The sequence below is a fragment of the Streptomyces sp. CLCI03 genome (genome assembly GCF_053615355.1).
Genome location: NZ_CM132132.1, coordinates 3,538,452 through 3,550,676, shown reverse-complemented (window position 1 = coordinate 3,550,676; position 12,225 = coordinate 3,538,452). Strand labels below are relative to the sequence as shown.

Annotated in this window: 15 protein-coding genes; 8 read left to right on the top strand and 7 right to left on the bottom strand. The window is 70.4% G+C overall.

Going from position 1 to position 12,225, the window contains the following annotated elements; genetic code table 11:
* Positions 1 to 3: 3 nt before the first annotated feature.
* Positions 4 to 600, bottom strand: coding sequence for a rhomboid family intramembrane serine protease (locus ACWG52_RS16250; RefSeq protein WP_389808268.1), 597 nt, complete (start codon positions 598 to 600; stop codon positions 4 to 6).
* Positions 601 to 686: 86 nt separating this feature from the next.
* Here ACWG52_RS16250 and ACWG52_RS16245 point away from each other — a divergent pair, with 86 nt between their 5' ends.
* Positions 687 to 1,376, top strand: a complete 690-nt coding sequence (locus ACWG52_RS16245) for a UbiX family flavin prenyltransferase (RefSeq protein WP_389808064.1) — start codon at positions 687 to 689, stop codon at positions 1,374 to 1,376.
* Here ACWG52_RS16245 and ACWG52_RS16240 read toward each other — a convergent pair.
* Entirely contained in the window at positions 1,373 to 1,510 is a 138-nt protein-coding gene (locus ACWG52_RS16240; protein ID WP_167745572.1) for a hypothetical protein, read from the bottom strand. The genes ACWG52_RS16245 and ACWG52_RS16240 overlap by 4 nt on opposite strands.
* 122 nt (positions 1,511 to 1,632) lie before the next feature.
* Between ACWG52_RS16240 and ACWG52_RS16235 the strand changes: the two genes are divergently transcribed.
* From ACWG52_RS16235 to ACWG52_RS16215, 5 genes are all read left to right on the top strand, one after another.
* Positions 1,633 to 2,088: an Lrp/AsnC family transcriptional regulator gene (locus ACWG52_RS16235; RefSeq protein ID WP_030710106.1), complete on the top strand. Its 456-nt coding sequence runs from the start codon at positions 1,633 to 1,635 to the stop codon at positions 2,086 to 2,088.
* Between the two features lie 64 nt (positions 2,089 to 2,152).
* The gene (mqnE, locus tag ACWG52_RS16230; protein ID WP_030722449.1) at positions 2,153 to 3,316 is read left to right on the top strand and encodes an aminofutalosine synthase MqnE; all 1,164 of its coding nucleotides are present in this window, start codon (positions 2,153 to 2,155) and stop codon (positions 3,314 to 3,316) included.
* Positions 3,317 to 3,425: 109 nt separating this feature from the next.
* Positions 3,426 to 3,950, top strand: coding sequence for a GNAT family N-acetyltransferase (locus ACWG52_RS16225; protein WP_390138700.1), 525 nt, complete (start codon positions 3,426 to 3,428; stop codon positions 3,948 to 3,950).
* Between the two features lie 145 nt (positions 3,951 to 4,095).
* The gene (locus ACWG52_RS16220) at positions 4,096 to 4,368 is read left to right on the top strand and encodes a DUF4229 domain-containing protein (protein WP_375944160.1); all 273 of its coding nucleotides are present in this window, start codon (positions 4,096 to 4,098) and stop codon (positions 4,366 to 4,368) included.
* Between the two features lie 371 nt (positions 4,369 to 4,739).
* A complete protein-coding gene (locus ACWG52_RS16215) occupies positions 4,740 to 6,059 on the top strand; it encodes a dicarboxylate/amino acid:cation symporter (RefSeq protein WP_390138702.1) in 1,320 nt (439 codons plus the stop codon).
* A 68-nt stretch (positions 6,060 to 6,127) separates the two neighbouring features.
* Here ACWG52_RS16215 and ACWG52_RS16210 read toward each other — a convergent pair whose 3' ends face one another.
* The 4 genes from ACWG52_RS16210 to ACWG52_RS16195 are packed head-to-tail and all read right to left on the bottom strand — an operon-like array spanning position 6,128 to position 8,607.
* Complete coding sequence (locus tag ACWG52_RS16210; protein WP_051763614.1) at positions 6,128 to 6,442, bottom strand: hypothetical protein; 315 nt, start codon at positions 6,440 to 6,442, stop codon at positions 6,128 to 6,130.
* Positions 6,443 to 6,449: 7 nt separating this feature from the next.
* Positions 6,450 to 6,770 carry a hypothetical protein gene (locus tag ACWG52_RS16205; protein ID WP_389808053.1) on the bottom strand — a complete coding sequence of 107 codons (321 nt, stop codon included), beginning with the start codon at positions 6,768 to 6,770 and terminating at the stop codon, positions 6,450 to 6,452.
* Positions 6,767 to 8,167 carry a hypothetical protein gene (locus ACWG52_RS16200; RefSeq protein WP_389808051.1) on the bottom strand — a complete coding sequence of 467 codons (1,401 nt, stop codon included), beginning with the start codon at positions 8,165 to 8,167 and terminating at the stop codon, positions 6,767 to 6,769. Before ACWG52_RS16200 ends, ACWG52_RS16205 begins: the two co-directional genes overlap by 4 nt.
* Positions 8,164 to 8,607, bottom strand: a complete 444-nt coding sequence (locus tag ACWG52_RS16195; RefSeq protein ID WP_389808048.1) for a hypothetical protein — start codon at positions 8,605 to 8,607, stop codon at positions 8,164 to 8,166. Before ACWG52_RS16195 ends, ACWG52_RS16200 begins: the two co-directional genes overlap by 4 nt.
* A gap of 605 nt (positions 8,608 to 9,212) precedes the next feature.
* On the opposite strand from ACWG52_RS16195, the gene ACWG52_RS16190 reads away from it, so the two are divergent.
* On the top strand, positions 9,213 to 9,998 hold the full coding sequence (locus ACWG52_RS16190; protein ID WP_389808046.1) for a helix-turn-helix domain-containing protein: 786 nt from the start codon (positions 9,213 to 9,215) through the stop codon (positions 9,996 to 9,998).
* A gap of 139 nt (positions 9,999 to 10,137) precedes the next feature.
* On the opposite strand, the gene ACWG52_RS16185 is transcribed toward ACWG52_RS16190, so the two are convergent.
* On the bottom strand, positions 10,138 to 10,974 hold the full coding sequence (locus ACWG52_RS16185; protein WP_389808043.1) for a DUF4190 domain-containing protein: 837 nt from the start codon (positions 10,972 to 10,974) through the stop codon (positions 10,138 to 10,140).
* Between the two features lie 240 nt (positions 10,975 to 11,214).
* Here ACWG52_RS16185 and ACWG52_RS16180 point away from each other — a divergent pair, with 240 nt between their 5' ends.
* Positions 11,215 to 12,114 carry an NAD(P)H-binding protein gene (locus tag ACWG52_RS16180; RefSeq protein WP_390138710.1) on the top strand — a complete coding sequence of 300 codons (900 nt, stop codon included), beginning with the start codon at positions 11,215 to 11,217 and terminating at the stop codon, positions 12,112 to 12,114.
* Positions 12,115 to 12,225 lie beyond the last annotated feature (111 nt).

Below are 12,225 nucleotides of genomic sequence, written 5' to 3'. Positions count from 1 at the left end.
CGGCTAGGCGGCGTCCGGCGCGCGGCGCGGGAAGGCGAAGGCCGCCCCGGCGCCCGCCAGGAGGCCGAAGAGGTGGCCCTGCCAGCTGACGCCCGAGTCCGTCGGCAGGATGCCGAGGAAGACCGTGCCGCCCCAGACGGCGGCGATCACCACCGCCACCACCACGCCCAGCGGCCGGCGTTCCACGAAGCCGCGGACCAGCAGGTAGCCGAAGAGGCCGAAGATCAGGCCCGAGGCGCCCGCCGTGATGCTGTACGACGGGGAGACCAGCCAGACGCCGAGCCCGTCCACCACGGTGACCGCGACGCAGACGGCGAGGAACCGGCGGATGCCGCTGAGGGCGGCGACGAAGCCGAGGACCAGCAGCGGGACGCTGTTGGACGCCAGATGGTCGAAGCCGAAGTGGAGGAAGGGCGCGAGCGGTATCCCCCTGAGCCCGTCCGCCTCACGGGCGATGATCCCGTACCCGTCCAGGGCGTGTCCGGTGGCCAGGTCCACCAGCTCGATCAGCCACAACAGGGCCACCCAGCCGACCATCAGCTTCCCGGCCGCCTTGGCCCGGTCGAGCTGTGTCCAGCCCGTGTCCACCGCCGTGCCCATCTTCTCCCCCTCGCCGCGTCCCGTCACAGGAACGTCCCGACACCTTACTGAGTGCCCATCGTCGGTGGCCGGATAGTCTCGGAGGTATGACTGAGCGCAAGCGCACCCCGTGGGTGGTCGGGGTTTCCGGGGCATCCGGGACGCCGTACGCGGCGGCGGTGCTCCGCGGGCTGCTGGCCGCGGGGGAGAGTGTCGACCTGGTGGTGAGCCGTGCCTCGCGCCTCACCCTGCTGGACGAGACCGGGATCGCCTTCCGTGACGCGCATTGGCGCGAGGACCTGGCGCAGTGGCTGGGGCGTGGGGCGGACGGGAAGCCCGAGACCTTCGCGCGCCCTGAGCTGGACGACGTCCGGTACTGGGGTGCGGGGGACCTGGCGGCGGGCCCGAGTTCGGGCTCGTACCCGGTCAAGGGGATGCTCATCGTCCCCGCGTCCACGGCCTGTGTGGCGGGGGTGGCGCTGGGACTGTCGAAGGACCTGCTCCAGCGCGTGGCGAGCGTGACGCTCAAGGAGCGGCGCCGGCTGGTGGTCGCGGTGCGGGAGACCCCGCTGAACGGTCAGACGCTGCGGCATCTGGTGGCGCTGGACGAGGCGGGCGCGATCGTGCTGCCCGCCTCTCCGGCGTTCTACACGGGGGCGACGCACATCCAGGATCTGGTGGACTTCGTCGCCGGGCGGGTGCTGGACGCGGCAGGGGTGCCGCACCGGCTGTACCGCCGTTGGGAGGGGGAGCTCGGAAGCTCCCGCACTCCCCGGGAGGCAAGCGCCGGTGACTAGGCCTTCTTCTTACGGCCGAGCGGCTTGCGGGCCTTGTCGACGCGGTGGGCCGCGGCGGGCTGGTGGGCACGGGATCGGTTGGCCAGCTCCTGGAGCTCCCGCATGTGTGCGTAGGCCATCTCGATCGTGAGCACGGTGAACCACTCCTGAAGATCGTCATTGATCAGCTGAAAGATTTCGCAGGGTGTTGACCCTACGTGCCTTAGATTCTATACCTAGACTTGCAGGATCGCCGAATAATGGAAGGCTCCACGTAATGGACACGGTGGACAGGCAGCTCATCCAGGCACTCCGGGAGAACGGTCGTGCCTCGTACGCGGAGCTGGGCCGTCTCGTGGGCCTCTCCGGCCCCAGCGTCACCGACCGCATCAACCGGCTTGAGACGGCCGGGGTCATCACCGGCTACCGCGCGACGGTGGACTCGCGTTCCCTCGGCCTCGGCGTCACGGCGCTGATCGGACTCTCGATGTCCGACGCCGCCGACCACGAGGACGTGGCCCGGCGGCTGCGCGACCTCAACGAGATCGAGGACTGCTGGTTCATCGCGGGCGACGACTCCTTCATGTTGAAGGTGCGCGCCAACGACGTGGACGGCCTGGAGAAGATCATCCGCAGGCTCTCCGGCACCAAGGGCGTTTCGCGCACCCGCACCACCATCGTGCTCTCCACCAAGTGGGAGAACCGGGTCGGGGAGCTGCCCGAGGAAGCCTGAGAGTACGGTTGGGCTGGGTTTGCAGGACAGGCAGACAGAGGCATCTAGAGGAGGCGACCGGTACATGGACGCTGGGCTCAAGCGTGAGCTGGAGGAGAAGGTCCGCTCCGGCGAGCGGCTGACCCGTGAGGACGGCATCGCCCTCTACGAGTCGGACGACCTGGCCTGGCTCGGTGGCCTCGCCCACGAGGTGCGCACGCGCAAGAACGGTGACGTCGTCCACTTCAACGTCAACCGGCACCTCAACATGACGAACGTGTGCACCGCCTCGTGCGCGTACTGCTCGTTCCAGCGCAAGCCGGGCGAGAAGGACGCGTACACGATGCGCATCGAGGAGGCCGTGCGCCTGGCCAAGGCCATGGAGAACGACAACCTCACCGAGCTGCACATCGTCAACGGTCTGCACCCGAACCTGCCGTGGCGGTACTACCCGCGCTCGCTCTCCGAGCTGAAGAAGGCGCTGCCGAACGTCTCGCTGAAGGCGTTCACGGCGACCGAGATCCACCACTTCGAGACGATCTCGGGGATGTCGGCCTCCGACATCCTCGACGAACTGATCGAGGCCGGCCTGGAGTCGCTCACCGGTGGTGGCGCCGAGATCTTCGACTGGGAGGTCCGTCAGCACATCGTCGACCACCGCACCCACTGGGAGGACTGGTCGCGCATCCACCGGCTCGCGCACGAGAAGGGTCTCAAGACCCCCTCGACGATGCTGTACGGGCACATCGAGGAGCCGCGCCACCGCGTGGACCACGTGCTGCGGCTGCGCGAGCTCCAGGACGAGACCGGCGGTTTCCAGGTCTTCATCCCGCTGCGCTACCAGCACGACTTCGTGGACATGCAGGACGGCAAGGTACGCAACAAGCTCCAGGCGCGTACGACGATGGCGACGGGCGCCGAGGCGCTGAAGACCTTCGCCGTCTCGCGACTGCTCTTCGACAACGTGCCGCACGTCAAGGTCTTCTGGGTGATGCACGGTGTGCAGACCGCCCAGCTCGCGCTGCAGCACGGCGCGGACGACATGGACGGATCGGTCGTCGAGTACAAGATCACGCACGACGCGGACAACTACGGCACCCCGAACAAGCTGGGTCGTGACGATCTGCTGGAGCTGATCCGGGAAGCGGGCTTCCGCCCGGTCGAGCGCAACACGCGCTACGAGATCATCCGCGAGTACCCCGGTCCGGACGCGGGCCTGCGCGAGACCCCGCAGGCGATGCGCGTCTGACGTGCCGATCCCGGTTCGAGCCGCCGGAAGCCCCGGTCCCCCGTGGACCGGGGCTTCCGGCGTTCCGCGTTCGTTGCCTCCACCCATGAGTAATGATTACTCTTCAGCTGTGCCCCTTACTTTCACTTTCGATCCGGTCGTCGACCCCGCCCTGCGCGAGGGCCTCGTCGATCTGTGGACGGACACATCCAACGCCGGCGGAGCCATCGGCTTCGTACCCCCCGTCACCCGTGACGACATCCGGCCCGAGCTGATCAAGCACCTCGTCGCGCTGATCGAGGGCCGGCACCGGCTGGTCGTGGGACGCGACCGGGACGGCCGGGTCGGCGCGGCCGCGTTCCTCGCGTTCAACACGCACCGGCTGCAGCGGCACTGGGTCTGGGCCTACACGGTCATGGTCCACCCCGACCTCCAGGGCCGGGGCGTCGGACGCGCGCTGATGGAGGCCGTCGCCGATGCCGCGCGCACGCTCGACGGCATCGAGGCCGTCCGCCTCGCCTGCCGCGGCGGTCTGGGCCTGGAGCACTTCTACGCCTCCTGCGGCTACAAGGAGGTCGGCCGCGTCCCCGGAGCCATCCGCGTGGCCCCCGGCGACGACCGTGACGACATCACGATGCTGCTGCCGCTGCACTGACGTGCGCCGTGCCCGCCGCCGCACCCCGGAGGGCGGTGGTGGGTCCCCGGCGTGCTTCACTGGACGGGCACCAGCCGTAGACCACGACGAGAGAGAAGGGGTCACCGTGTCCCTCAAGCCGAGCGCAACGATCCGCTACACCGCGATGCGCCTGGGCATCTTCGTCGGATGCCTCGTCCTCGTCGCGGGCCTCGTCCGGCTCGGCTGGGTGCCCGCGGGACTCGGCGACGCCAACGCCGCCTGGGTCGTCCTGCTCGCCATCGTGATCTCCGCCCCGCTCTCCTTCGTCCTGCTGCGCAAGCAGCGCGACGAGATGTCCACGCAGATCTCCGGCCGCGTCGCGGGTGCGAAGGAAAAGCTCGCCGCGAACCGCAGTCAGGAGGACCAGGCGGACGACGCGGCGCGCGTCACCACGTAACGGCACAGTTGGCTTCATCACACATCGAACCGCCCCAGCACCGGGTATACCGCCCGTAACGCTGGGGCGTTCGCGTTTTCCCGGTCTGCGCAAGAGGGCCTTGTGCGCCGTTGTCTCAAAGGGCCCCTTTGAGATTCTCAAAGGGGAAGTGTTAGCGTGTTCAACATGTTGACCACAGTTGCGCACCCCATGATCACGAGCGTTCCGCTCGTGATGCGCCTGCACGTCGACCTCTGCCGCCGCGCGTCCGCGGCCTGTTGCTGTTGAGCTGAATCGATACAGCAGCCGTCCCGGCCGGCCCTTCTGGCTGCTGCCGCACCGTTTCACCACCGCAGTACTTCCCCCCTGTCTTCGTGCGCCACCTCCGGAGAGTGTCCGTGTCCGCGACCCCCCAGGCCCCTGCCAAGGCCTCGTTCAAGTTCCCCTTCTGGGCCCAGATCGTCGCCGGTCTCGCCCTCGGTGTCCTCTTCGGTTGGATAGCCCGCAGCCAGGACATCAGCTGGCTCGGCACCACCCTGGAGAAGACCGGCGACATCTTCGTCCAGCTGCTGAAGCTGGCCATCGCCCCGCTCGTCTTCTTCGCGATCCTGGTGTCGATCACCAACCTGCGGAAGGTGAACAACGCGGCGCGCCTCGCCTCCCGCACCCTCCTCTGGTTCATGATCACCTCGCTGATCGCGGTCGGCATCGGCATCGCCATCGGCCTGCTGACCGACCCCGGTTCCGGCACCGGCCTCACCGCCGCCGACGGCAAGGAGCCGAAGAAGACCGGCTCCTGGATCGACTTCCTGACCGGCATCGTCCCCACCGACATCGTCACGCCGTTCACCGAGCTGAAGGTCCTTCAGATCGTCTTCCTGGCCGTCGTCGCCGGTATCGCCGCCCTCCAGCTGGGCGCCAAGGCCAAGCCGGTCCTCGACCTCGCCGAGTCCGCCCTGGAGCTGCTCCAGAAGGCCCTGTGGTGGGTCATCCGCCTCGCCCCGATCGGCACCATCGGCCTCATCGGCACCGCGATCGCCACGTACGGCTGGGACCTGATCGGCAAGTACGCGACCTTCACCGCCGACGTCTACATCGGCTGCGCCCTCGTGATGTTCGGCGTCTACCCGCTGCTGCTCGCGACGGTCGCCAAGGTCAGCCCGATCCAGTTCTTCAAGGGCGCCTGGCCCGCCATCCAGCTGGCCTTCGTCTCCCGCTCCTCGGTCGGCACCATGCCCGTCACCCAGAAGGTCACCGAACGCCTCGGCGTCCCGAAGGAGTACGCCTCCTTCGCCGTCCCGTTCGGCGCCACCACCAAGATGGACGGCTGCGCCGCGATCTACCCGGCCCTCGCCGCCATCTTCATCGCGCAGATCTTCGACGTGCAGCTCGGCATCAAGGAGTACCTGCTCATCGTCTTCGTCTCGGTCATCGGCTCGGCCGCCACGGCCGGTCTGACGGGCGCCACCGTCATGCTGACGCTGACCCTGTCCACGCTGGGCCTGCCGCTCGCGGGCGTCGGCCTGCTGCTGGCGATCGACCCGATCCTGGACATGATGCGCACCGCCACCAACGTGGCCGGCCAGGCCCTGGTCCCGGTCATCGTCTCGGCCCGCGAGGGGATCCTGGACAAGGAGGCCTACGCCTCCGCCTCGGCCTCCCCGCTGGACGAGCCGACCCCGGCCGCCGAGCAGGTCGTGGTCGCGGCCTGATCCGCACCGCCCCGCGCCGCATCTCGTTCGCCGCAGCCCCCGCCCCCGACCGGGCGGGGGCTGCGGCGTCAGACCGTCTGCGCGCGGACGTAGGCGACCGTCGCCAGCAGGAACGGCAGGGCGAACCACCACCGGCCCATCGTGCGCCGGAACAGCGGGGTGATGGTGATCAGCAGCCCTACGAGGCACAGCACCAGGCAGCAGCCGGCCAGGAAGCGGACGTCCCCGCGCAGCAGGTCGTCGTCGGGGTGCGGCCGGATCGACAGGGCCGTCCAGCAGGTGAACAGCGCCGGGATGTAGGAGAGGGCCAGCGGTATCCCGAGGACCCACTGCAGGCAGCCGCGGTCCTCGGGCAGGTCGATGTTCTCGCGGGAAGGTCTCATCCGCGCCTCATCCGAGCGTCGCGCCGCGGACGAACGCGATCAGTCCGAGGAGGAGCGGTGGGGCGAACCACCACGGGCCCATGGTCCGGCGCACGCTCGGGACGGCGGTGATCAGCAGGCCGAGCGCGCTCAGGGACACGGAGACCAGGCACAGCGCGCCGACGTTCTCGTAGCCCTGGTCGTCCCACTCGCCCTGGGGCCCGGCGAACAGGGCCCCGAACACGGCCGCGGCGTTCAGCAGGTGGACGATCCCGAGCGGAACACCCAACACCCACCGCAGGCAGCCCTGGTCCTCGGGCAGGTCGACGCTCTCGCGCGGGTACGTCATCGCATCGCGTCCTTCGCTTGGGCGAGGTTCCCGACGAAGCGGTCACCGTAGCCCTGGGCCTTGGGGAGGTCCCAGTAGGGACCTCCGTTGTAGCGGGCGGCGATCTCCCGCATCTGGGCCTCCGTCATCCGGTCGGCCGGGACGTCGGCGAGACCGCTCTCCGCCTTGATCTGGGCCAGGAAGCCGGCCGCTATGAACGCATTCTGCTTGGGGTCCTGGAGCGCCTCCTCCACCAGGGTCCGCTGGTGGTCCGTGAGGTTCGCCGGATCGTAGCCGAGCACCTCGGCGCCCCGCCGGAGCTGGATGGCGATCGGCCCGTACGAGGTCTCGTCCAGCTCGCCGCCGAGTCGCCACGGAAGGTTCTCGGGGGAGACCGGGCTCAGGCCCCAGGGGGCCGCGGCCTGTTCGCGGATCGTGCCCGTCACATCGTCCAGCAGCCCGGGCTGGTAGCCGCCGATCTCCTGCCAGGCCACGCCCGCGACCAGCTCCTCCGGCAGGCCCGCGTTCTTGGCCGCCGCCCGCAGGACCTCCTTGTTCTGGGAGATCCAGTCCGCGTGCATGCCGTCGGTGACCAGGGGGACCCAGTAGTTGTCGGCGGCGTCCGGCAGCCCGGCGACCCGCATCCGGATGTCGCGGAGCTGCGGGGAGACCGGGGTGTCCGGTCCCACCGGGCCGGTCATGTCCTTCTTCGGGCCGCTGCCCGGCAGATGCGTCAGCGGGTCGGTGCGGGCCTCGGCCGCCTCGCGGCGGATGTCGGCCATGGCCGCGTAGAGGTCGACCCCGCCCCCGCCGCCCTTCAACCGGAACTCGGGCAGCAGCTCGTACGCCTGCTTCAGCGCGTGGACGCACACGCCGCGCGCCTCCTCCTCGACGGTCTTCGCCAGCCGGAAGTTGCCGCCCGCGTCGTCGTGGAGGCGGTTCGCCTCGTCGCGGATGTCGTCCACGTCCATGGTGAGTTCGGCGAGACCGTCGAGGAAGCCGGTCGTCGCCCGCATGTCCTCCCACTGGCGCATCGGCTCCGCCTCCTGAGCCGTGCGCGTGATCGCGGTGCCCTTCGTGGCGATCAGGGAGGCGAGCTTGCGTTCGGAGCCCTTGCCGTTCGCGTAGTGGGACTTGGCGGTGGTCAGGGCCGCCGCGTACGCGTGCAGGGCGCTCGCGGCCTTGTCGTACCCCTCGGCGATGTGCTGCACGAGCTGTCGCGCCTCGGACAGGCGCGAGGTGTAGGTGTGGCTGCCGTCGCTCTGCCATCGGGTACCGGTCTCGGCGCGCCGGGCGGGCTCCTCGACCTGGACGAGCAGGTCGCGCAGGCGCTTGAACTCGGCGGCGTTGCGTTCCACCAGGGCCGGGTTGCACTCCTCCAGGAACTCGACGTCCTTGCGGTGGCTGAGCCCGCTCATCGGGCCTCCGGCTTCACGTACAGACCGGATGTGAGGAGGCCCGAGAGGAAGGACCGGGCGGTGTCGTCGTCGACCTGGGCGAAGTCGGTGCCGGCCGTCTTCAGACGGGTGGCCAGGGCGGCGAACAGGCCGATCGTGTCCTTGAACTGGTCGTCGGCGAACCGGGCGAAGCGCAGGACCTGCGCCGAGACGTCGGCGTGGGCGCGCGGTGCGCGGGCCATCGTGCTCGCGTCCCCGTCGGGCCGGCCCTCGTGGAGGAGGGCGGCGATCTCGATCAGGAGGTTGGCGTTGCCGTTGATGGAGGTGGCGCCGGCCACCAGACCGCCGGCGGGGCTCCCCGGGGCGGCGCCGTCCGCGGGCGCGTGAGCGAGGCGCAGGGCGGGTGACTGCTGTGCGAGGACGGCGGCCTTGTGCTGGGCCCATTCCGCGTCGAACGACATGTATCCCCTGGATAGTTGATAACTGGACATGGCCAGAATCAGCTGGTCATGTCCATGCTAATACGGGGATTTCCGCATCCGGAACCTCGCGGCGCCGATATGGACCGGAGACGCGGCAGACGCCCGTCCGGTTCCGCGACGGGCCGCGGGGGCGGGCCCGGCCCGTGCCGCCCCGGATCGCGGGGAGCCGCGACGCGGCCCGAGGCGTCGGGCGGGAGAAGGCCCCGCGGCCGGGTCGCGGGGGGCCGCGATCCGGCCCGCTCGGACGCGTAAGGAACCAAAGAACCGGGGGAAAGAACCAACCGACCCACCCCACCCCCGGCGCGCACGGGCGCGTGTCGCTCGGTCGGGTGAACGGTGCCAACTCGGCTGGATTTCCTACTGGTTCGCGGGCATATGCTCGCCCCGACAACCGTAGAAATGAGACGGCCCCCGACGGGACGGCAATCCCGGCGAGGGCCTGACCAAGTAGGAAGTAAGCCCGCTTCCCCATGGCTCCTGGAAACCCTAGCGCGCCCTCGCGCGCCGCGTCCCCGGATCGGGCCGCGACCCCCCGATCCGGTGTCGTCCACGTCAACACGCGGCACGCGCGTCACTACACGGTGGTGGGCAACCACCTCCTCCAGCACCGGGCGCTGTCGGCGACCGCGATCGGGATCGCGGCCTACGTCCAGTCGCTGCCGGAGGGCACCCCGATCGGCATCAAGGTCCTCGCGGCGCGGTTCCCCGAAGGGGAGATCCGGATCGGCTCGGCCCTGCGGGAGCTGGAGGCCCACGGCTACCTGGAGCGGCGGCGCGAACGACTGGCGACCGGGCGGGTGGTGACCCGGACGTACTCGTACAACAAGCCGGGATCCACCGCCCCGACCGCGACTCCGCATCCACCCCCACCCCGGGACCGGGCCCCCGCCCAGGAGCCGCAACCGGAACCGGAGCCGCGCCCGGAGGCCGAGCCGCGACCGGAGCCGCGACCGGAGACGGAACCCGCCGCCCCGCCGGCGGCCGCGTCCACCGCCCCCGACCCCGCCGCGCTCGAACTCCTCGCCGGACTACGGCGCCACGACCCGCGGCTCCTGCTCTCGGAGCGCGACGTACGACGGCTCGCGCCGGACGTGTCGGCCTGGCTGGAGCGCGGGGTCACCCCCGACGCGGTGGCCCGGTTCCTGTCCGCGGACCTCCCCGCGCAGATGCGGCGCCCCGCGTCCGTCCTCGCGTACCGCCTCACCGCCCTGCTGCCACCCCACCTGCCCCCGGCCCCGCCGCCCCCGGAGACCCGGGACATGAGACGGCCGGACCCCTTGCAGAACTGCACCGGCTGCGACCGGGCCTTCCGCGCCTCCCGCCCGGGCCGCTGCCGCACCTGCCCACCGGAAGAGCACGCGGCGGCCTGACCCCTCCGGAAGCCTCGGCCGGGCGCCGCCGTCCGTACCCGACACGATCACCCCGGGCCCGAGGCCCGCCGGACGACAGACCGCCGCAGGCCCTGGTGGGCGTGCGGCGGACGGTGGGGGGAGGAGCTATGGCCTGGGGTCAGGAGCCGGAGGCGCGGATCGAGCCGGTGCTCGGGCCGCCGGGGTCGCCGACGAAGCAGGTGACTTCGCGATCGCCGAGGAGCCAGCTGGCGGCCTGCGGGTAGTAGTAGTAGACCTCCAGCTTCTCCGAGACCTTGGGGTTGTTGCCCACGTACGAGGTGAGCGCGTCGCCGCTGCACTTCTCCTCGGCGGACTTGGTGACCTTCTCGTTGCCCGGGTACGTTCCGGCGTCCAGGTTGAAGACCGCGTACGCCTCGCCCTTGTGCGGCTGGGCGCAGGGCACGATCGTCACCGAGCGGGCGGCCTGGGTGCCGTCCTCGTCGCCGTACTGGGCCAGATCGTCCTTCGTGTTGAAGCAGTCGCCCTTGCGGATCTCGGTCAAGCCGCTGGAGCCCGGTCGGCTGGTGGCCGGTGCGCTCGCGGTCGGTCCGGTGACCTGGGAGGTGGTGTCGCGCTTCGTCGAGGAGTCGTCGTCCAGCGCTCCCGTGAGGCCGAGGATCACGAAGGTCCCGTAGAACACGATGACCAGGCCGTGGATGACGATCGCCGCGATGGCGAGACCCTTGCCCTTCTCACCGCGGGACTTGATCTGGGAGAGGGCGATGATCCCGAGGACGATGGGGACCAGCGGGATTCCGCAGACGAGCGCCATGACGAATCCGACGATGGCCAGCGTGTTGGTCTTCTGCGGCTGCGGGGGGTACCAGCCCTGCGGCGCACCGCCGTAGGGCGGCTGGCCGGGCTGCCCCGGCTGACCGTAGGCGCCGGGCTGACCGTACGGGCCCGGCTGTCCGTACGGGCTCGGGGACGACGGAGGCTGCGGAGGTATGGACATGCGCGTGGAGCTCCTTGCTCAGAGGGTGAGACGCAACAAACGGCCCGGCAGTCGCAACGCACCGACGCATTCCTGCCCGTGGTCTTTACGCCGCCCCTACGCTACCTTCCGCCGCCGACAGCCCGCGGGCTGCCCGCCCGGCCCGACCTGCCCGCCCGGCAGGACACCCTTGGACGCTGGGACATGTAGGTGAGCGGGAGAGCCATGTCGCGTCCCAACGGGGCCGGATTGACTGGTCACATGACGACACCGAAGAACAACACCGCGAACCGCACCCTGAACGACACGACGACCAGGCCGATCCTGGTCCTGGGCAGCACCGGCAAGACCGGAAGCCGCGTGGCCGCCCAGCTGCGGCAGCGCGGGCACGAGGTCCGGGGCGCCTCCCGCAAGGGGCCGGTCACCTTCGACTGGACCGACGAGAACACCTGGGAGCAGGTGCTGGACGGGGCCGGCGCGGCCTATCTGGTCGACTCGCAGCTCCCCGACGCCGCCGAGTCGATGCGCTCCTTCACCCGGCTGGCCGTGGCCTCCGGTGTGGAGCGGCTGGTGCTGCTGTCCGCCCGCGACTGGGTGGTGGCGGAGGGCGAGGAGAAGCTTCCCTGCGAGCGCGCGGTCCGCGAGTCCGGCGCGCGGTGGACCATCCTCAAGCCGTCCTGGTTCTTCCAGAACTTCGACGAGGACCCGTTCATCCGGGCGCAGGTCCAGGGCGGCGAGGTCGTGATGTCGGCCGGAGACGGCGTCGAGCCGTTCATCGACGCCGAGGACATCGCCGCCGTCGCGGTGGCCGCCCTCACCGAGGAGGGACACGGCGGGCAGGCCTACGAACTGTCCGGCCCGCGGCTGCTGAGCCTGGACTCCGTGGTCGACGAGATCACCCGCGCCACCGGCCGGGTGGTCACCTATCGCCCGCTCCCGCCCGAGGAGTTCGCGGTCCACGCCGGGAGCCAGGGTGTGCCGGAGGAGTTCGTCGGCCTGCTGAACCTGCTCTACGGGTGGATCGCCGAGGGCCGCTTCGCCACCCTCGCCGACGGTGTGCAGCGGGTGCTCGGCCGGGAGCCCCGTGACGTCGCGGACTACGTGCGGAGGGCTGCCGCGTCCGGGGTGTGGGGCGGTGGCGGTGGCGTGGAGCGTCGGTGAAGAACGGCTCCAAGGGCTGGTCGGAGCGGGTTACCTCTCCGTAAATTACCGGCGGTAACCCTCGCACCGAGCCAAGGAGAGTGCGCCGTGGGAGCCGAGCTGAGGCCGGTC

Bases quoted from the DNA above. Each gene is read 5' to 3' on its own strand.
- ACWG52_RS16205 (WP_389808053.1), bottom strand. From the start codon at position 6,770: ATGACGTACCCGCGCGAGAGCGTCGACCTGCCCGAGGACCAGGGCTGC.
- ACWG52_RS16210 (WP_051763614.1), bottom strand. From the start codon at position 6,442: ATGAGACCTTCCCGCGAGAACATCGACCTGCCCGAGGACCGCGGCTGC.
- ACWG52_RS16200 (WP_389808051.1), bottom strand. From the start codon at position 8,167: ATGAGCGGGCTCAGCCACCGCAAGGACGTCGAGTTCCTGGAGGAGTGC.
- ACWG52_RS16220 (WP_375944160.1), top strand. From the start codon at position 4,096: ATGCGCCTGGGCATCTTCGTCGGATGCCTCGTCCTCGTCGCGGGCCTC.
- mqnE (WP_030722449.1), top strand. From the start codon at position 2,153: ATGGACGCTGGGCTCAAGCGTGAGCTGGAGGAGAAGGTCCGCTCCGGC.
- ACWG52_RS16180 (WP_390138710.1), top strand. From the start codon at position 11,215: ATGACGACACCGAAGAACAACACCGCGAACCGCACCCTGAACGACACG.
- ACWG52_RS16245 (WP_389808064.1), top strand. From the start codon at position 687: ATGACTGAGCGCAAGCGCACCCCGTGGGTGGTCGGGGTTTCCGGGGCA.
- ACWG52_RS16250 (WP_389808268.1), bottom strand. From the start codon at position 600: ATGGGCACGGCGGTGGACACGGGCTGGACACAGCTCGACCGGGCCAAG.
- ACWG52_RS16195 (WP_389808048.1), bottom strand. From the start codon at position 8,607: ATGTCGTTCGACGCGGAATGGGCCCAGCACAAGGCCGCCGTCCTCGCA.
- ACWG52_RS16185 (WP_389808043.1), bottom strand. From the start codon at position 10,974: ATGTCCATACCTCCGCAGCCTCCGTCGTCCCCGAGCCCGTACGGACAG.
- ACWG52_RS16235 (WP_030710106.1), top strand. From the start codon at position 1,633: ATGGACACGGTGGACAGGCAGCTCATCCAGGCACTCCGGGAGAACGGT.